The sequence below is a fragment of the Leifsonia sp. NPDC056665 genome, from assembly GCF_042791795.1.
Classification (GTDB): domain Bacteria; phylum Actinomycetota; class Actinomycetes; order Actinomycetales; family Microbacteriaceae; genus Leifsonia.
In genome coordinates this window covers 24,958-43,236 of the sequence record NZ_JBHTXK010000015.1, presented here as the reverse complement: position 1 = coordinate 43,236, position 18,279 = coordinate 24,958, and the positions used below count along the sequence as shown (strand labels likewise).

The window sequence follows — 18,279 nt, the reverse complement described above, 5'->3', positions numbered from 1 at the left end:
CGACGCCCCCGGCGGATTCGACGGGAGGCGACGTGGGCGACGACACCCCCCGGCTGAGATTGCACCATCGTGTGCTGCGGACGCTCGGAGTCACCCTCGCCGTTCTGCTCGTCCTCGTCCTCCTCGCGGGCGGCCTCGCTGTGTGGACGGTCACCCTCTCGTTCCCGCAGACCTCCGGCTCGCTGCAGGTCAGCGGCCTGAGCGCGCCGGTGACCGTGACCCGCGACTCCGCGGGCGTCCCGCAGATCACCGCGCGCACCGCCGACGACCTCTTCCGCGCGCAGGGCTACGTGCACGCGCAGGACCGGTTCTGGGAGATGGACTTCCGCCGGCACGTCACCTCCGGCCGGCTCTCCGAGCTGTTCGGAGCCAGCCAGATCCCCACGGACACCTTCATCCGCACGCTGGGCTGGCACGACGTCGCCGAGCAGGAGGTGAAGCAGCTCGACAAGACCTCGCTGCGCTACTACCAGGACTACGCCGACGGCGTGAACGCGTACCTCAACACGCACTCCGGCCCGCAGCTGTCGCTGGAGTACGCCATCCTCGGCATCCAGAACCCGGACTACCACCCGGAGCAGTGGACGCCGGCCGACTCGATCGCCTGGCTCAAGGCGATGGCCTGGGACCTCCGCTCCAACCTGGAGGACGAGATCGACCGGGCGCTCCTGGCCACCAAGCTGACGCCCCAGCAGATCGCCGAGCTGCACCCCGCCTACGACTACAGCGCGCACCCGACGATCACGGCGCTCGGCGGCGGCACGCCCGCCACGACGACCCCGGACGCCGCCCCCGCCGGCACGAAGGCGTCGGCCTCCGCCGCAGCCGGCGACGCCGACGCGACCGCCGCGCTCGCCGGTGTGCCCACCGCCCAGTACCAGAACCGGCTGGAGCAGGTGGCCTCGAGCCTCGACGCCCTGCCGACCCTCATGGGCCCGGCCGGCGACGACATCGGCTCGAACTCCTGGGTCGTCTCCGGGGCGCACACCGCGACCGGGAAGCCGCTGCTCGCCAACGACCCGCACCTCGGTGCGGTGATGCCCTCGGTCTGGTACCAGGTCGGCCTGCACTGCGCGGTCGTCGACGCGCAGTGCCCGTTCGACGTCTCCGGCTTCAGCTTCTCCGGGCTCCCCGGCGTGATCATCGGCCACAACGACCGCATCGCGTGGGGGTTCACCAACCTCGGGCCGGACGTGGCCGACCTCTACGTCGAGAAGGTCACCGGCGACACCTACGAGTACGACGGCGCGCAGGTGCCGCTGACCATCCGGCACGAGACGATCCAGGTCGCGGGAGGTCCGGCCGTGCGGATCACGGTCCGCTCGACCCGGCACGGCCCGATCATCACCGACCTCAGCGACGGCTACGGCGTCATCGCGAAGGACCAGGCCGGGAAGCTCGGCGTCCCGGCGCAGGAGTTCCAGCTCTCCTTGGAGTGGACTGCGCTCACGCCCGGCCCGACCGCCGTGGCGATCTTCGCCTTCGACACCGCGCACGACTGGGCGAGCTTCCGGGCCGCCGCGGCGTCGTTCCAGGTGCCGTCGCAGAACCTCCTCTACGCCGACGTGGACGGCAACATCGGCTACCAGGCGCCCGGCCTCATCCCGGTGCGGGCGAAAGGCGACGGGACCGTCCCGGTGCCCGGCTGGACCAGCGCGTACGGCTGGGTCGGGACGATCCCCTACGACCAGCTCCCGAGCGTGCTGAACCCGCCCAGCGGGTACATCGTGACGGCCAACAACGCCGCCGTCGGCTCGCAGTTCCCCGCGATGATCACGCAGGACTGGGACGCCGGCTACCGCGCGAACCAGATCCAGCTCCGCCTCACGAAACTGCTCAACGCGGGGCACAAGGTGACCTCGAAGGACATGTCCGCCATCCAGGCCGACACCTACGACGCCAACGCGGCCACGCTCGCTCCCCTGCTCATCGCGGTCGGCGCGAAGGCCGACCCGACCTCCGGCGTCGCCAAGGGCGCGGCGCTGCTGCGCGGCTGGAACTACCACGACGACGGCGACAGCGCCGCTGCGGCCTACTTCGCGGTGTTCTGGAAGAACCTGCTGGCCGACGCGTTCGGCCGCAAGCTCCCGGCCGACGCGCCCCCGACCGGAGGCGACCGCTGGTTCCAGGTCGTCCAGACCCTCGTGAAGCAGCCGGACTCCGCGTGGTGGGCGGACAGCAGGCTGGGCACGCTCGACCGCGACGACATGATCGAGTACGCGGCGAACCAGGCCTGGAAGGAGACGCAGAGCACCCTCGGCGGCGACCCGAAGAGCTGGCGCTGGGACCGCCTGCACACCCTGGAGCTCACCAACGCGTCGTTCGGGTCGTCCGGCGTCCCGCCGATCGAGTGGCTGTTCAACCGCGGGCCGTACCCGCTGGGCGGCGGGTCGAGCGTCGTGGACGCGACCGGTTGGGACGCCTCCGACGGCTACCAGGTCACCAGGGCGCCCTCGATGCGGATGGTGGTTGACCTCGGCGACTTCGACCGCAGCACCTGGATCAACCTCACCGGCGCGTCAGGGCACGCGTTCGACTCCCACTACGCCGACCAGGCGCGCCTGTGGGCGGTCGGCCAGACCCGCCCCTGGCCCTTCACGGCAAAAGCGACGCGTACCGCCGCCACCCAAACCCTCACCCTCACGCCCTGAGAAGCATCGAGGGGCACGTTGTTGTCACTTTTCGCGGCGAAAAGTGACAACGACGTGCCCCTCGGTGGAAGGGTGTGCGCGGTCAGCGGGCGGTGGGCCAGGTTCGTTCGGCGTCGCCGACGTAGAGCTGCTGCGGGCGGCCGATCTTGGTGCTCGGGTCCTGCGTCATCTCGCGCCAGTGGGCGATCCAGCCCGGGAGGCGGCCGATCGCGAACAGGACGGTGAACATCCGGGTCGGGAAGCCCATCGCCTTGTAGATCACGCCGGTGTAGAAGTCGACGTTCGGGTAGAGGCGGCGGTCGACGAAGTACTGGTCGGCGAGCGCGACCTCCTCGAGCTCCTTCGCGATGTCGAGCAGCGGGTCGTGCACGCCGAGGGCGGCGAGCACCTCGTCGGCGGACTGCTTGACGAGCCGGGCGCGCGGGTCGAAGTTCTTGTAGACGCGGTGACCGAAGCCCATGAGCTTGACGCCGGACTCCTTGTTCTTGACCCGCTCGACGAACTTCTGGACGCTCTCGCCGGAGTCGCGGATGTCCGCGAGCATCTGCAGGACGGCCTCGTTCGCGCCGCCGTGCAGCGGGCCGTAGAGCGCGTTGATACCGGCCGAGACCGACGCGAACAGGTTCGCCTGTGTGGATCCGACCAGGCGGACGGTCGACGTGGAGGCGTTCTGCTCGTGGTCCTCGTGCAGGATCAGCAGGCGCTCCAGTGCCCGCGAGAGAACCGGGTTCACCTCGTACGGCTCGGCCATGGTGCCGAAGTTGAGCCGCAGGAAGTTGTCGACGAAGCTCAGCGAATTGTCCGGGTAGAGGAACGCCTGACCGATGCTCTTCTTGTGCGCGTAGGCCGCGATCACGGGCAGCTTGGCGAGCAGGCGGATGGTGGAGAGCTCCACCTGCTCCGGGTCGCTGACGCTGAGCGAGTCCTGGTAGAAGGTCGACAGCGCCGAGACCGCGCTCGACAGCACCGACATCGGGTGCGCGTCGTGCGGGAGGGCGCTGAAGAAGCGGCGCAGGTCCTCATGCAGCAGCGTGTGGCGGCGGATGCGCTCGTCGAAGTCGGCGAGCTCTGCCGGCGTCGGCAGCTCGCCGTGGATGAGCAGCCAGGCCACCTCGAGGAACGTCGAGTTCTCGGCGACCTGCTCGATCGGGTAGCCGCGGTAGCGCAGGATGCCCGCATCGCCGTCGATGTAGGTGATCGCCGAGCGCGTGGCGGCGGTGTTGACGAAGCCGTAGTCGAGGCTGGTGAGCCCGGTCTGCCTGGTCAGGCTGGAGAGGTCGATGCTCGACGCGCCCTGCGTGCTCGGCAGGATCGGGAACTCGGCGACGCCGCCGGGGTAGCTCAGCCGGGCGGTGGCCGCGTCCTGGGCGGGGCCGCGCTGCTCCGCCTGCGGCTGAACGGCAGTCCGATCGGTGCCGGCCTGCTCGGTGCCGAGTCCGCTCACAACGCCTCCTGAGTGGTTTGGGGATGCTTCGCGTGCCGATCGTGTCGACGACGCAGTGAAGCCGTGCTGGTACAGCCTAGCCAACCCACACGACAACTGTCGCATCGGGCAAAGGCTGAGGAGGTCCTTTAGAGGGTCTCTCCAAAGGCGCGCAACCGGGAGGCCGCGGCGGCGATCCGCTCGTCCGTGGCCGTGAGCGAGAGGCGCACGTGCTCCGCATTGTGGTCGCCGTAGAACACGCCGGGACCGGCCAGGATGCCGAGGTCCGCGAGCCGGCCGATGCTGTCCCAGGCGTCGCGTCCCTCGGTCGCCCAGAGGTAGAGCCCGGCCTCGCTGCGGTCGATACGGAAGCCCGCGGCCTCCAGTGCGGGCTTCAGCAGCGCGCGCCGCGCCCGGTAGCGCTCGCGCTGCTCCGCCACGTGCGCGTCGTCGCCGAGCGCGACGACCATCGCGGCCTGCAGCGGCGACGGCAGCATGAGCCCGGCGTGCTTGCGCACCGTGGTGAGGCGCGCGATCAGCGCGCGGTCGCCCGCGACGAACGCGGCCCGGTAGCCGGCGAGGTTGGACTGCTTGCTCAGCGAGTAGACGGCGAGCACGCCGCTGCGGTCGTCGCCGACCACGCGCGGGTCGAGCACGCTGGGGGTCGGCGCGTCGTCCCACGGCGCGTCCCAGCCGAGCTCGGCGTAGCACTCGTCGCCCGCGACGACCGCGCCCAGCTCGCGGGCCCGCGTCACGGCCGCCCGCAGCTCCTCCACCGACAGCACGCGGCCGTCCGGGTTGCCGGGGCTGTTCAGCCAGACCAGGCGCGTGTTCTCGGGCCACTCGGCGGGATCGTCGCTCGCCACGGCCTCCGCGCCGGCGAACGCCGCGCCGATCGCGTAGGTCGGGTACGCGACGCGGGGGTGCACCACGGCATCCCCCTCGCCGAGGCCGAGGAAGAACGGCAGGAAGGCGACGAGCTCCTTGGAGCCGATGGTCGGGAGCACGTCCTCCGGCGCGAGGCCGGGCACGCCGCGGCGACGCCTGAACCACGCGGCGATCGCCTCGCGCAGCGCGGGCGTGCCGACGGTCTGCGGGTAGGCGTGCGCGTCGGTCGCGTGCGCGAGCGCGTCGCGGATCAGTGCGGGGGTCGGGTCGACCGGCGAGCCGATCGAGAGGTCGACGATCCCGGAGGCGTCACCGAAGGGTTCGGCTGCTCGGGCGCGCGCCGCGTACGGCGCCATCAGATCCCAGGGGTATTCCGGCAGTTCCCCGAGCGCCACGTCAGTGCGCCTGCGGCGGCAGGGCGACGATGAGCGGGTGATCCTTGGCGATCACGCCGACCTTGGCGGCGCCGCCGGGCGAGCCGATGTCGTCGAAGAACTCCACGTTGGCCTTGTAGTAGTCGGCCCACTCCTCGGGGAGGTCGTCCTCGTAGTAGATCGCCTCGACGGGGCAGACCGGCTCGCAGGCGCCGCAGTCGACGCACTCGTCGGGGTGGATGTACAGCGAGCGCTCGCCCTCGTAGATGCAGTCGACGGGACACTCGTCGATGCAGGCGCGGTCTTTCACATCGACGCACGGGAGGGCGATGACGTAGGTCACTGTGCTTCAGGTTCCCTTCGGACGGCGGGTGGCTGTCCCTCTAGCTTAGGCCGTTCCGGCCCGGCCCGCGGCGCGCTTGACGTCCGGCCAGGAGACGACGACGGCGGCGATGAGGATCGGCCCGACCAGCCAGATCTGCCCCCACAGGTTGTTCGGGATGAGCACGGAGCCGCCCGGGCTCTGCTGGGTGAAAACGAGGATGACGGCGATCGCCCCGAGCGCCGCGTACAGCGCGGGCCAGCGGGAGCCGCCCAGCAACCGGAGACCGACCAGCAGCGCGGTGAAGCAGAGCAGCGAGCCGATCAGCCCGAGCGGGATGGTGACGCCCCAGGTGACCGTGAGCTGGTGCGCGACCGTGCCGATCCCGCCGATCACCGCTCCCGCGACGACCAGGAGGACGGCGTTGACGATCCGGCTCAGCATGCTCGAATCCTAGCTGGACACATCGGCCGGACGTGTTCTAGAGTCGAACAGGTAAGGTTAGCCTTACCAACATCCCCCCGCCTCCACTCGAAGGTCTTCTGTGCTCGCGAACTATCTGATCGGCCTCCGCGAAGGCCTCGAAATGGCGCTCATCGTCACCATCCTCGTCGCGTACGTGGTCAAGATCGGGCGCACGGACGTGCTCTCGAAACTGTGGGTCGGCGTCGGCATCGCGCTCGTCGTCCCGCTCGGGATCGGCGCGCTGCTCACCTGGGGCCCGTACGGACTCAGCTTCGAGGCGCAGGAGATCGTGGGCGGGACGCTGTCGCTGATCGCGGTCGGATTCGTCACCTGGATGATCTTCTGGATGGGCAAGACCGCCCGCAGCATGAAGTCCACCCTCCAGAACCGGCTCGACTCCGCGCTCGTGGGCGCGGGCTGGGGCGTCGTGATCCTCGCCATGCTGAGCGTGGGCCGCGAGGGCATCGAGACGGCGCTCTTCGTCTGGGCGACGGTCGCCAGCATCGGCGGCGGCTGGGAGCCGGTGATCGGCGCGGTCCTCGGCCTCGTCACGGCCGCGGTGCTGGGCTTCCTCCTCTACCGCGGCATGGTGAGGATCAACCTGGGCTCGTTCTTCACCTGGACCGGCGCGTTCCTCATCCTCGTCGCGGGCGGCGTGCTCGCCTACGGCATCGGCGACCTGCAGGAGGCGGGCGTCATCCCCGGCGCGGGCATCCACGCGTACGACATCAGCGGCCTCATCCCGTCGTCGAGCTGGTACGGCACGGCGCTCGCGGGCATCCTCAACTTCAACCCGTCGCCGACCTGGCCGCAGGTCATCGCCTGGGCCGGCTACATCGTCGTCGTGACGTTCTTCTACGTGCGACAGCACCGGGCGTCGCAGACGCGACCGGCCGCCACCCCCTCCGCCCCGTCCGCCCCCGCGCCGCGGACGCCCGTCCACTCCTGATCCGGCCCCGCCACCGCGCGGGCCCACAGCATCCACCAGAGCAGAAAGCACAGCATCGCCATGCCCCGACACCGTCAGCTCGGCACGATCGCCGGCACCCTGGCCGCCGCAGCGGCCGTCGCACTCGCCCTCACCGGCTGCGTCCCCAACAAGGCCGTCGCCGAGGCGGAGGCCATCCAGGTCACGCTGACCGACACCGCCTGCACCGTGAAGACCGCCACCGCTCCCGCCGGCCCGATCACCTTCCAGGTCACCAACACCGGCAGCGACGTCAACGAGTTCGAGGTTCTCGCGCCGGACAAGCTGCGCATCGCCGGCGAGAAGGAGAACATCGGCCCGGGCACCACGGTCAACTACGTCGTCCAGCTCGCCGAGGGCAGCTACTTCACCGCGTGCCGCAAGGGGATGGTCGGCAACCCGACCTCGGTCGCGAAGTTCACCGTGACCAAAGGCGCCGGCGACACGAAGTCCGTCAGCGAGAGCAAGCAGGTCGCGCAGGCCGTGACCAACTACGTCTCCTATGTCAAAGACCAGGCCGGGGAGCTCCTCACCGCGACGAAGGCGTTCGCGGCGGCCTACGAGGCCGGCGACGACGCGGCGGCCCGCGCCCAGTACCCTGTCGCGCGCTCTTACTACGAGCGGATCGAGCCGACCGCCGAGCAGTTCGGCGACATCGACCCCGCCCTCGACCTCCGCGAGGCCGACCTGGAGCAGGGCCAGGAGTGGACCGGCTGGCACCGCATCGAGAAGGACCTGTGGGCGCCCGCCGGGTTCACGGCCTCCGACGCCGCCGGCCGGAAGACCCTCGGCGACCGGCTCGTCGCCGACACCCAGCGGCTCTACGACCTCGTGCACGCGAAGGACTTCACCCTCACGCTCGACCAGATCTCCAACGGGGCCGCCGGCCTGATGGAGGAGGTCTCGCGCAGCAAGATCACCGGTGAGGAGGAGATCTTCTCGCACACCGACCTCTGGGACTTCAAGGCCAACGTGGAGGGCGCGGAGGTCGCCTACGGCAACGTCCGGGCGGTGCTGCTGGAGAAGGGCGCGACCGGGAAGACCACGGCGCAGAAGCTCGACGTCGAGTTCGCGACGATCGACAAGCTCCTCGCGCAGTACACGGAGGGCGCCGGCTACGTGAGCTACACCCAGCTCACCACCGCGCAGGTGAAGGAGCTCTCCGACTCGGTCAACGCCCTGAGCGAGCCGCTCAGCCAGCTCACCTCGATCCTGGTCAAGTGACGGTGGCAGACGACACGACCTCCGCCGATCGTCCGGCGCCCGAGGCGGGCGCCGGACGCTCCGGCCTGTCCCGGCGCGGGATGCTCGGCCTCGCCGGCGCGGCGGTCGGCGCCGGCGTCGTCGGGTTCGGCGCCGGCGCGGCCGTGGGCCACGCGGTCGCCTCCTCCCCCGACAGCGCGACCTACCCGTTCTACGGCGCGAACCAGGCGGGCATCGTCACGCCCACCCAGGACCGCCTCCACTTCGCCGCGTTCGACGTCGCCGACGGGCTCGACCGGGACGGACTCATCGAGCTGCTGCAGGACTGGACCGTCGCGGCCGCGCGGATGACGCAGGGCAAGCCGGCCGGCAAGTACGGCCCGGCCTCCGGCCCGTCCGACGCTCCCCCGGACGACACGGGCGAAGCGCTCGACCTCCCGCCCGGCGGCCTCACGCTCACGTTCGGCTTCGGCCCGACGCTGTTCACGGCCTCCGACGGAACCGACCGGTTCGGGATCGCCGGCAAGCGCCCGGCCGCGCTGGTCGACCTCCCGCACTTCCCCGGCGACGCGCTGCTCGACAGCCTCACCGGCGGCGACCTGTGCGTGCAGGCGTGCAGCGAGGACCCGCAGGTGGCCGTGCACGCCATCCGCAACCTGTCCCGCATCGCGTTCGGCCGCGCCGCCATCCGCTGGTCGCAGCTCGGCTTCGGCCGCACCTCGTCCACCTCGCGCAGCCAGACCACGGCCCGCAACCTGTTCGGCTTCAAGGACGGCACCGCGAACATCAAGGCCGAGGACTCCTCCGTCGTGGCCGACCAGGTCTGGGCCGACCGCGGCGACGGCGCGGCGTGGATGCACGGCGGCTCGTACCTGGTGGCGCGGAAGATCCGCATGGTCATCGAGACCTGGGACCGCCAGCAGCTCGGCGAGCAGGAGCGCATCGTCGGGCGGGACAAGGGCGAGGGCGCGCCGCTCTCGGGCGGCACCGAGTTCAGCGAGCCGAACTTCCTCGCGCTGTCACCGGCCGGCGGCACCACGATCGACCCCGACTCGCACGTGCGCCTGGCGCATCCGACGATGAACGACGGCGCGCAGCTCCTGCGCCGCGGCTACAACTTCGTGGACGGCAACGACGACCTGGGCCGGCTGAACGCCGGGCTCTTCTTCATCGCGTTCCAGCGCGACCCGCGCAAGCAGTTCATCCCCATCCAGAACCAGCTCGCGAAGAACGACCTCATGAACGAGTACCTCAAGCACGTCGGCTCCGCGGTGTTCGCGGTGCCGCCCGGCGCCCGCGAGGGCTCCTACGTCGGCGCCCCCCTCTTCGCCTGACCTGCTGCTACGGCGTCGCCGTGGGCGCGGGGGTCTCGACGGCCGCGCGCGACACCGAGTAGTTGGCCACCCAGCCGTTGCTGCCGGCGTCGCTGACGACGACGAGGACGCCGAACTCGCTGTTCGAGAACGTCCCGGTGCCTCCGCCGTCCGGCCCCTGGGCGCCGAAGCCGCCGTCGAAGCCTGCGTCCGCGAGCTGCTTCGCGATGTCCTGGTATGCCTTCGCGTCCGGCACCTTGATCGTGACGTTCCAGACCTTGCCGTGGCCGCTGCCGACGCTGGCGCCGAAGACGACGGCGCCCTTCGCGAGCGGGACGGCCTTCGGGAAGTCGGAGGGAACCTTGTTCCCGCCCAGATCCACGTTGCCGCCGGTGACGTTCTTCACGACGGTCTGGAAGCTGCAGCCCGCGAGCGCCGGCGCGACCCCCACCAACAGGAGGGCCGCGACCGGGAGCGCGAGCAGGCGGGAGCGTCTCATGAGTCGATTATGCGCGCCGCGGAGCCGAGCGTGACGCTTACGCGTCCTGGCGCTTGAGGCGCGACGCGGCGCGGCCGCGGGCGGTCGCGTCGAGCTCGACCTTGCGGATGCGCACGGCCTCCGGGGTGACCTCCACGCACTCGTCCTCGCGGGCGAACTCCAGGCACTCCTCCAGCGTGAGCTGGCGGGACGGAGTCATCGACTCGAAGTTGTCGGCCGTCGACTGACGCATGTTGGTCAGCTTCTTCTCCTTGGTGATGTTCACGTCCATGTCGTCGGCGCGCGAGTTCTCGCCGATGACCATGCCCTCGTAGACCTCCTCGGTGGGGTTCACGAAGAACGTCATCCGCTCCTGGAGGGCGATGATGGCGAACGGGGTGACCACGCCGGAGCGGTCGGCCACGATCGAGCCGTTGCTGCGGGTGATGATCTGCCCGGCCCACTCGTCGTAGCCGTGCGAGATCGCGTTCGCGATTCCGGTGCCGCGGCTGATCGTGAGGAACTCGGTGCGGAAGCCGATCAGGCCGCGCGAGGGGACGATGAACTCCATGCGCACCCAGCCGGTGCCGTGGTTCGACATGTTCTCCATGCGGCCCTTGCGCGCCGCGAGCAGCTGGGTGATCGCGCCGAGGTACTCCTCCGGCACGTCGATGGTCAGGTGCTCGAACGGCTCGTGCGTCTTGCCGTCCACCTTCTTGGTGACCACCTGCGGCTTGCCGACGGTCAGTTCGTAGCCTTCGCGGCGCATCTGCTCGACCAGGATGGCCAGCGCCAGCTCGCCGCGGCCCTGCACCTCCCACGCGTCGGGGCGGCCGATGTCGAGCACGCGCAGCGACACGTTACCGATCAGCTCGCGGTCGAGGCGGTCCTTGACCATGCGCGCGGTGAGCTTGTGGCCCTTGACCTTGCCCACCAGCGGGGAAGTGTTGGTGCCGATGGTCATCGAGATCGCGGGGTCGTCCACGTGGATGAGCGGCAGCGGGCGGATGTCGTCCGGGTCGGCCAGCGTGTCGCCGATCATGATGTCGGCGAAGCCCGCCACCGCGACGATGTCGCCGGGGCCGGCGCTCTCGGCCGGGTAGCGGTCGAGGGCCTTGGTGATCATCAGCTCGGTCACGCGCACGTTGTGCACGTCGCCGTCGTGACGCACCCAGGCCACGGTCTGGCCCTTGCGCAGCGTGCCGTTGAAGATGCGCAGCAGCGCCAGGCGGCCGAGGAACGGCGAGGCGTCGAGGTTGGTGACGTGGGCCTGGAGCGGAGCCTCCGGGTCGTAGGTCGGCGCCGGGATGTGCTCGAGGATGGCCTCGAAGAGCGGCTCGAGGTCGCCGTTGTCCGGCAGGTCGCCGTTCTCGGGCTTGTTCAGGCTGGCCGCGCCGTTGCGCCCGGAGGCGTAGACGACGGGGACGTCGAGGATCGCGTCCAGGTCGAGGTCCGGCACATCGTCGGCGAGGTCGCTCGCGAGACCGAGCAGGAGGTCCTGGCTCTCGTGCACGACCTCGTCGATGCGCGCGTCCGGACGGTCGGTCTTGTTGACCAGCAGGATGACCGGGAGCTTGGCCTCCAGCGCCTTGCGCAGCACGAAGCGGGTCTGCGGCAGCGGGCCCTCGGACGCGTCCACCAGCAGGACGACGCCGTCGACCATCGACAGGCCGCGCTCGACCTCGCCGCCGAAGTCGGCGTGACCCGGGGTGTCGATCACGTTGATGGTGATCGGGCCGTTGGCGGCGTGCTTGCCCTTGTAGGAGATCGCCGTGTTCTTGGCGAGGATCGTGATGCCCTTCTCACGCTCCAGCTCGTTGGAGTCCATGGCACGCTCTTCGACGTGCTCGTGGTCGCCGAACGAGTTGGTCTGCCGCAGCATGGCGTCGACCAGCGTGGTCTTGCCGTGGTCGACGTGGGCGACGATCGCGACATTGCGCAGATCGTCGCGGTGGGCGACGGCGTTCTCGGACATGCGTGAGGGCTCGACTCTCGTCAGAAGGAAGAAGGGGAACGGTCTATTCTATCCCAGCGGCCGGGCGCCTCCGTTAACGGCCGATGACCGAGCGGAATGTCCGCACCGGGAACGGCGTCGAGCAGGGCGCGCGTGTACTCCTCGCGCGGCGTGGCGAGCACCTCCGCCGCCGTCCCCTGCTCCACCAGCCGGCCCTTCCGCATCACACAGACGTGGTCCGCGATCCGGCGCACCACCCCGAGATCGTGCGTGATGAACAGGTACGTCAGCGCCAGGTCGTCCTGCAGCTCGCCGAGGAGGTCGAGCACCTGCGCCTGGACCAGCACGTCGAGCGCCGACACCGCCTCGTCGAGCACGACGATGTCGGGGTTCAGCGCCAGCGCCCGGGCGACGGCGACGCGCTGCCGCTGGCCGCCGGAGAGCTCGTTCGGGTAGCGCGCGGCGAAGGCGGCGGGCAGCGCCACGCGGTCCAGCAGCTCGGCGACGCGCCGCCGACGCGACGCCCGGTCGCCGACCCGGTGCACGGCGAGCGGTTCCGCGATGCTGGCGCCGACGCTGCGGAGCGGATCGAGCGACCCGTACGGGTCCTGGAACACCGGCTGCATCCGGCGGCGGAGGGCGAAGACCTCCCGCACGTTCAGGGCGCCGGTGTCCTGACCGTCGATAGCGACACGGCCGCTGGTCGGCTCCTCCAGGCGCAGGATCAGCTTCGCGACGGTGGACTTGCCGGAGCCCGACTCGCCGACGAGGGCGGTGGTGGTGCCCCGCGGCACGGTGAAGCTCACCCCGTCCACGGCCGTGAGGGCCGTCGACCGGAGGCCGCCGCTGCGCACCCGGTAGACCTTCGTGAGCCCGCTGACCGCGATGGCCGGGGTCGACGGGGTCGCCTGGGCCGCCGCGGCCAGTCGCCGGTCCGTCGCGCGCAGCGGGCCCGCGGCGACGCTCGGGGCGGCCTCCACCAGGCTGCGCGTGTACGGGTGCGCGGGGCGCAGCAGCACCTCGCGGCTCGGTCCGGCCTCCACGACCCGGCCCCGGTGCATCACCACCACCCGGTCGGCGCGCTCGGCCGCGAGCCCGAGGTCGTGCGTGATCAGGAGCACGGTGGTGCCGAGCTCCCGAGTGAGCGTGCCGAGGTGGTCGAGGATGCCGCGCTGCACCGTCACGTCGAGGGCCGAGGTGGGCTCGTCCGCGATCAGGAGCTTGGGGTCGCCGGAGAGGCCGATCCCGATCAGCGCGCGCTGGCGCATCCCGCCGGAGAACTGGTGCGGGTACTGCCGGAGCCTGCTGCCCGCGTCGGCGAGACCGGCGCGCTCGAGCACCTCGATCGCCTTCGCGCGCACCGCACGGCGGCCGGTGGCGACGCCGTTCGCCCGGATGGCCTCCTCGACCTGGAAGCCCACGCTCCACACCGGGTTCAGGCTCGACATCGGGTCCTGCGGCACGAAGCCGATCTCCCGGCCGCGGACGGCCTCCAGCTCTCTGCGGCCGAGAGTGGTGAGCTCCACGCCGTCGAGCACGATCGAGCCGCCGAGGACCCGGCCGGCGCCGGGCAGGAGCCCGATGATCGCCTGCGCGGTGGTGGACTTGCCCGAGCCGGACTCCCCCACGATCGCGACAGTCTCCCCGCGATGGACGGTGAGGTCGACGCCGTCGAGCGCGGTGGCGACGCCGCCGCGTGAGGGGAACCCCACGCGGAGGCCCGACACGACGAGCAGCGGGCTCGCGCCGGTCTGATCCGATGCTGCGCTCACCGGCGTGCCCTCGCCTTCGGGTCGAGCGCGTCCCTGACCACCTCGCCGAGCATGATGAAGCTCAGCACGGTGACCGAGAGCGCCAGGGACGGGTAGACGAGCGTCTGCGGCGCCGTCCGGAGGTCGTTCTGCGCCTGGCTGATGTCGTTGCCCCACGACATCACGTCGCTCGGCAGCCCGACGCCGAGGAACGAGAGCGTCGCCTCCGCCACGATCGAGCCCGCGAGCGACAGCGTGGTCACGACGATGACCGGCGCGAGCGAGTTGGGCAGCACGTGGCGCAGCAGGATGCGGAACCGGGACAGCCCGATCGCCGTCGCGGCCAGCACGTGGTCGGCCGTCCTCACGCGGAGCACCTCCGCCCGGAGCACACGCGCGGTCGCGGGCCAGGCGAAGACCCCGATGGCGAGCGAGATGACCCAGACGTTCGCGAACTTCGCGAACACCGACATGATCAGGACGGCCGCGAGGATGTACGGGATCGAGAAGAAGATGTCGCCGACGCGTGACAGCACGGCGTCGATCCAGCCTCCGTAGAAGCCGGCCAGCGCGCCGGACACGACGCCGAGGATCGCCATGAGCGCGGTCGATAGCACGCCGACGGAGAGCGACGTCCCGGTTCCGTGGACGATGCGCGAGTAGATGTCGCAGCCCTGCTTGGTGAACCCGAGCGGGTGGCCGGGCGCCGGGCCGCCGTTGCTGTTGCTCAGCAGGCAGTCGCTGTTCGGCGCCGCTTGCGCGAAGAGGCCGGGGAACAGGGCGACGGCCGTGATCAGCACGATGAGGATGACCGAGCACCAGAACATCGGCCGGCGGCGCAGGTCCTCCCAGGCGTCCGACCCCAGGGTGGCGGGCCGGGTGGCGGCCCGGGCGGCGGCCCGGGCGGACGGCTCGTCACGACGCATGGCGGATCCTCGGGTCGAGCACGGCGTAGAGGAGGTCGACGAGCAGGGTGACGACGAGATAGAGCAGCACCATGACCGTCACGAAGGAGACCACGGTCGGCCCTTCCCCGCGGATGATCGCCTGGTAGAGCGTCCTCCCGACGCCGGGGACGTTGAAGATGCCCTCCGTCACCGTCGCCCCGACGAGCATCACGCCGAAGTCCGCCGCGAGGAACGTGACCACCGGGATGAGCGAGTTGCGCAGCACGTGCACCGGCACGATCCGGCGACGCGGCAGCCCTTTGGCCGCCGCGACCCGCACGAAGTCCATGCCGTTCGTGTCGATGACGGATGAACGGGTCAGCCGCACGATCTGGGCGAAGCTGATCGCCGCCATCGCCACCGCCGGGAGGACGAGGTCCTGGAGCGGCGCCCCCGGGCCTGCGGTCGGCCGCGCCCAGCCGAGCCAGATCCCGAACACGTACTGGAGGACGAACGCGATCACGAAGATGGGAGCCGAGATGAGCAGCAGGCTCACCACGAGCGCACTCGCGTCGAAGAGCCGGCCCTTCCGCAGCCCGCTGACGAGCCCGACAGCGATGCCGCACACCATCTCGATCGTGAGTGCGAGCAGTGCGAGCCGCAGCGTGACCGGGAACGTGCGCGCCAGGATCTCGCTCACCGGCTCGCCGGAGAACGACGTCCCGAAGTCTCCGCGCAGGATGCCGCCGAGGTAGTTCAGGTACTGGACGAGGAAGGGCTGGTCGAGGAGGTACCGGCTGCGCAGCTCCGCGAGCACGGCCGGGCTCGGAGTCCGGTCGCCGAACAGGGCGACGATGGGGTCCCCCGGCATGGCGAACACCATGAAGTAGATCAGCAGCGTCGTGCCCAGCAGGACGGGGACGGCCTGCAGGACCCGGAAGCCCAGGAAGCGGATCATCGCTTTAGGACGCGGAGTGCTTGGTGATCTGCTCGTAGAGCGGCACCGAGTTCCACCCGAACGTGACGTGGTCGACCGACGTGCTGTAGCCGCCGGTGACGTTCGAGTACCAGAGCGGGATGGCCGGCAGGTCCCGCAGCAGGAGCTCCTGCGCGGCGCGGAAGTCGGCGTTCGCGGCCTCCACGTCCGGCTCGGCGAGACCCTTCGCGAGCAGGGCGTCGAACTCCGGGTTCGCGTAACCGGAGTCGTTGGACAGCGCGCCCGTCCCGTACACCGGCCGGAGGAAGGTGAGCAGCCCCGGGTAGTCGCCCTGCCAGCCCGCGCGGAACGCCGAGTCGATCGTGTGATCGGTGATCGCGGTGCGGAGCAGTGCGAACGTCGGCGAGGCGTCGCCCTTCGCGTCGATCCCGAGGGTGTTCTTGAGGTTGTTCGCGACCGCGTCCACCCAGCCCTGGTGGCCGCCGTCGGCGTTGTAGGCGATGGTGAACACTCCCGTCCACGGCGAGAGCTTGTCGGCCTCCGCCCAGAGCAGCTTGGCCTTCTTCGCGTCGTGATCGAGCACGCCGGAGCCGTCGAGCCTGCCGGACCAGCCCGGGATGACCGGCGACGTGAAGTCCTTGGCCGGAGTCCGCGTGCCGTCGAAGATGACCTTGGTGATCTGCGGCCGGTCGATCGCCAGCGAAATGGCCTGGCGGCGCAGCCTGCCCTCCTCGCCCGCGAAGTGCGCGATCCGCTCCGGGATCGCGACGTTCTGGAAGACGGCGGCGGGCTGGTTGACCGCCCGGCCGTCGAGGTCCTTCTCGAAAGTCGAGATCGCAGCCTCGGGGATCGCGTCGAGGACGTCGAGCGTCCCCGACCTCAGGTCGCCGTACGCCGAGTCCAGCGAGGCGTAGAACACGATGCGGAGCCCGCCGTTCTTCGCCGTGCGCGGGCCGGTGTAGCCGGGGTTCGCGACGAGGTCGATGCTCTCGTCGTGCTTCCAGGCCTTCGCACTCGCGAGCGTGTACGGACCGTTCCCGATCGGGTGCGCGCCGAAGGCCGCCATGTCGTCGAAGGCGACGCTGGGCAGCGGATAGTACGCGGAGAATCCGAGCCGGAGCGGGAAGTCGGACACGGGGGTCTTCAGGTCGACGGTGAACTCCGTGTCGCTGACGACGCTGAGGCCGGTGAGCTCGCTGTCCGTGTCGGCGGAGAAGCCCTCGATGTCCTCGAAGAACGAGTTCAGGAGCTGCGCGTTGCTCTTCTTGGCCCCGTAGTTCCAGGCGTCCACGAACGAGCGGGAGGTGACCTTCTCGCCGTTGCTGAAGGTGCGGTCGCCGTTGATCGTGATGGCGAAGTGCTGCGAGTCGCTCGTCTCGATCGACCGGGCGACATCGTTGACCGGCTTGCCGTCCGCCTGGTAGGTCAGCAGCCCGGAGAACACGGCTTCGATGATCTTGCCGCCGCCGGCCTCGTTCGTGTTGGTCGGGATGAGCGGGTTCTGCGGCTCGCTGCCGTTCACGGTGACGATGGCGGCCGTGTCCGCCTTCGACGCGGCGTCGGGGCTGCTGCAGGCGGTGAGCACGAGCACGCCGGCCGCCGCTAGAGCAGCGAAAGTACGACCGAGAAGTCTGATGGCCACGATTTCCTCCTGAGCGGGGTCGACTTCAGACCATAGGGCCTCTGCGCTGGAGTTGCAAGTACTTCTGGTTACATTGAAATTCCTGATTCAACGCGCTACGATCACTAGCGTGCGAACCACAATTCCCTTCCTCAGATCCGCGACGTTCAGTGCAATGGCGCTCGCGGCCCTGTCGGTAGGGTTCCCCGGCGCCCCCGGTGCCGCAACCCCCGAGCGGTCCGAAAGGACCTCTGTCAGCGAGAGGCAGACGGTGGGATGCGGCGCGGGGGTCGTCGAAGTGTCGTGGCAGAGTGACGCAGCCCTCCACCTCACCGTGTACGAGAACAACACCGCGGGCGCGAGAGCCACGACGGACGTTCCCGCACCTCGGGGCGAGCACTCGTACGCCAGCGCACACCACACGCTGACGTGGGCGTTCGCGGACGACGACGGGAATCCGGTTCCGGTCGTCAGTCACGCCCGCTGTGCGATGTATCACTAACGATTGGAAGCAGGTACTGATGAAGGCTATCCAGCGCGTTGTTGCGGTCCTGGCTGTCTCAGCCGGCGTCCTGGCCGGCGGTGTTCTGACCGCCGCTCCGGCGACCGCCATGTCCGGCTTCGGGATCCGAACTCTCGGTTGCGGAGGGGGGAAGACCGCTCAGATCGATTGGAAGAGCACCGGCACGGTGAATCTCTTCACTTTCACCTCCAACATGGCGTGGGCGCAGGACACCCTTGTTCGCCAGGTCACGGCGAATGGTTCGTACTCGTATAACAGCGGGAAGAGCACACTGAACTGGGGCTTCGGAGTCTCCCCGGGCAACGTGAGCAGCTTCACCGAGAAGTGCGTCGCCTTCAACCGCTAGCGAATGAAGAGTGGGGGGGGGGGGCGGGCGCCGCCCCCCCGTGCCGAACACGCGGAAAGCCCCCCCCCCCCCCCCCGCCCCGCGCCCCCCGGTGCAGCCCCCCCGCCCGCCCCCCGCCCCAAACGCACCGGCTCGGTGGGCACCCAGGGCCACGACCGCCCGCGCGGCCACCCGGG

The 18,279-nt window shown here is 70.3% G+C and carries 16 protein-coding genes; 6 read left to right on the top strand and 10 right to left on the bottom strand.

All coding sequences use genetic code 11. The features are described 5' to 3' along the window. The first annotated feature begins 32 nt into the window (after window positions 1-32). Window positions 33-2,651, top strand: a complete 2,619-nt coding sequence (locus ACFQ9V_RS14270) for a penicillin acylase family protein (protein WP_382459793.1) — start codon at window positions 33-35, stop codon at window positions 2,649-2,651. An 82-nt stretch (window positions 2,652-2,733) separates the two neighbouring features. Here the strand turns inward: ACFQ9V_RS14270 and ACFQ9V_RS14265 are convergent, their stop codons facing one another. The 4 genes from ACFQ9V_RS14265 to ACFQ9V_RS14250 all read right to left on the bottom strand — a co-directional run bounded on the left by ACFQ9V_RS14265 (window position 2,734) and on the right by ACFQ9V_RS14250 (window position 6,102). Next, entirely contained in the window at window positions 2,734-3,996 is a 1,263-nt protein-coding gene (locus ACFQ9V_RS14265) for a citrate synthase (RefSeq protein ID WP_382459844.1), read from the bottom strand. 227 nt (window positions 3,997-4,223) lie between these two features. Beyond that, window positions 4,224-5,357, bottom strand: coding sequence for a succinyldiaminopimelate transaminase (gene dapC, locus ACFQ9V_RS14260; protein ID WP_382459792.1), 1,134 nt, complete (start codon window positions 5,355-5,357; stop codon window positions 4,224-4,226). A 1-nt stretch (window position 5,358) separates the two neighbouring features. Then, the gene (fdxA, locus tag ACFQ9V_RS14255; RefSeq protein ID WP_382459791.1) at window positions 5,359-5,679 is read right to left on the bottom strand and encodes a ferredoxin; all 321 of its coding nucleotides are present in this window, start codon (window positions 5,677-5,679) and stop codon (window positions 5,359-5,361) included. Between the two features lie 45 nt (window positions 5,680-5,724). Further along, the gene (locus tag ACFQ9V_RS14250) at window positions 5,725-6,102 is read right to left on the bottom strand and encodes a hypothetical protein (RefSeq protein WP_382459790.1); all 378 of its coding nucleotides are present in this window, start codon (window positions 6,100-6,102) and stop codon (window positions 5,725-5,727) included. A gap of 100 nt (window positions 6,103-6,202) precedes the next feature. Here ACFQ9V_RS14250 and efeU point away from each other — a divergent pair, with 100 nt between their 5' ends. From efeU to efeB, 3 genes are read left to right on the top strand one after another with little or no spacing between them, the layout of a single operon-like run. After that, window positions 6,203-7,072 (top strand): iron uptake transporter permease EfeU, encoded by an 870-nt coding sequence (gene efeU, locus ACFQ9V_RS14245; RefSeq protein WP_382459789.1) that lies wholly within the window; start codon window positions 6,203-6,205, stop codon window positions 7,070-7,072. A gap of 60 nt (window positions 7,073-7,132) precedes the next feature. Further along, a complete protein-coding gene (gene efeO / locus ACFQ9V_RS14240) occupies window positions 7,133-8,314 on the top strand; it encodes an iron uptake system protein EfeO (protein WP_382459788.1) in 1,182 nt (393 codons plus the stop codon). Beyond that, on the top strand, window positions 8,311-9,627 hold the full coding sequence (gene efeB, locus ACFQ9V_RS14235) for an iron uptake transporter deferrochelatase/peroxidase subunit (protein ID WP_382459787.1): 1,317 nt from the start codon (window positions 8,311-8,313) through the stop codon (window positions 9,625-9,627). Before efeO ends, efeB begins: the two co-directional genes overlap by 4 nt. 7 nt (window positions 9,628-9,634) lie before the next feature. Here the strand turns inward: efeB and ACFQ9V_RS14230 are convergent, their stop codons facing one another. Genes ACFQ9V_RS14230 through ACFQ9V_RS14205 form a run of 6 tightly spaced genes read right to left on the bottom strand, consistent with a single transcriptional unit; the run spans window position 9,635 to window position 17,255 of the window. After that, a complete protein-coding gene (locus ACFQ9V_RS14230) occupies window positions 9,635-10,105 on the bottom strand; it encodes a hypothetical protein (RefSeq protein ID WP_382459786.1) in 471 nt (156 codons plus the stop codon). A 37-nt stretch (window positions 10,106-10,142) separates the two neighbouring features. Beyond that, window positions 10,143-12,059 (bottom strand): translational GTPase TypA, encoded by a 1,917-nt coding sequence (gene typA / locus ACFQ9V_RS14225; protein WP_382459785.1) that lies wholly within the window; start codon window positions 12,057-12,059, stop codon window positions 10,143-10,145. A 20-nt stretch (window positions 12,060-12,079) separates the two neighbouring features. Beyond that, window positions 12,080-13,810 carry a dipeptide ABC transporter ATP-binding protein gene (locus ACFQ9V_RS14220; protein WP_382459784.1) on the bottom strand — a complete coding sequence of 577 codons (1,731 nt, stop codon included), beginning with the start codon at window positions 13,808-13,810 and terminating at the stop codon, window positions 12,080-12,082. Continuing rightward, a complete protein-coding gene (locus tag ACFQ9V_RS14215) occupies window positions 13,807-14,715 on the bottom strand; it encodes an ABC transporter permease (protein ID WP_382459783.1) in 909 nt (302 codons plus the stop codon). The genes ACFQ9V_RS14220 and ACFQ9V_RS14215 overlap by 4 nt, the downstream gene beginning before the upstream one ends. Further along, a complete protein-coding gene (locus tag ACFQ9V_RS14210) occupies window positions 14,705-15,634 on the bottom strand; it encodes an ABC transporter permease (protein ID WP_382459782.1) in 930 nt (309 codons plus the stop codon). The genes ACFQ9V_RS14215 and ACFQ9V_RS14210 overlap by 11 nt, the downstream gene beginning before the upstream one ends. Window positions 15,635-15,638: 4 nt before the next feature. After that, window positions 15,639-17,255, bottom strand: coding sequence for an ABC transporter substrate-binding protein (locus tag ACFQ9V_RS14205; protein WP_382459781.1), 1,617 nt, complete (start codon window positions 17,253-17,255; stop codon window positions 15,639-15,641). A 109-nt stretch (window positions 17,256-17,364) separates the two neighbouring features. On the opposite strand from ACFQ9V_RS14205, the gene ACFQ9V_RS14200 reads away from it, so the two are divergent. Together ACFQ9V_RS14200 and ACFQ9V_RS14195 are read left to right on the top strand one after the other, a co-directional pair. Beyond that, window positions 17,365-17,736 carry a hypothetical protein gene (locus ACFQ9V_RS14200; RefSeq protein WP_382459780.1) on the top strand — a complete coding sequence of 124 codons (372 nt, stop codon included), beginning with the start codon at window positions 17,365-17,367 and terminating at the stop codon, window positions 17,734-17,736. A 19-nt stretch (window positions 17,737-17,755) separates the two neighbouring features. Continuing rightward, window positions 17,756-18,103, top strand: a complete 348-nt coding sequence (locus ACFQ9V_RS14195) for a hypothetical protein (RefSeq protein ID WP_382459779.1) — start codon at window positions 17,756-17,758, stop codon at window positions 18,101-18,103. Window positions 18,104-18,279 lie beyond the last annotated feature (176 nt).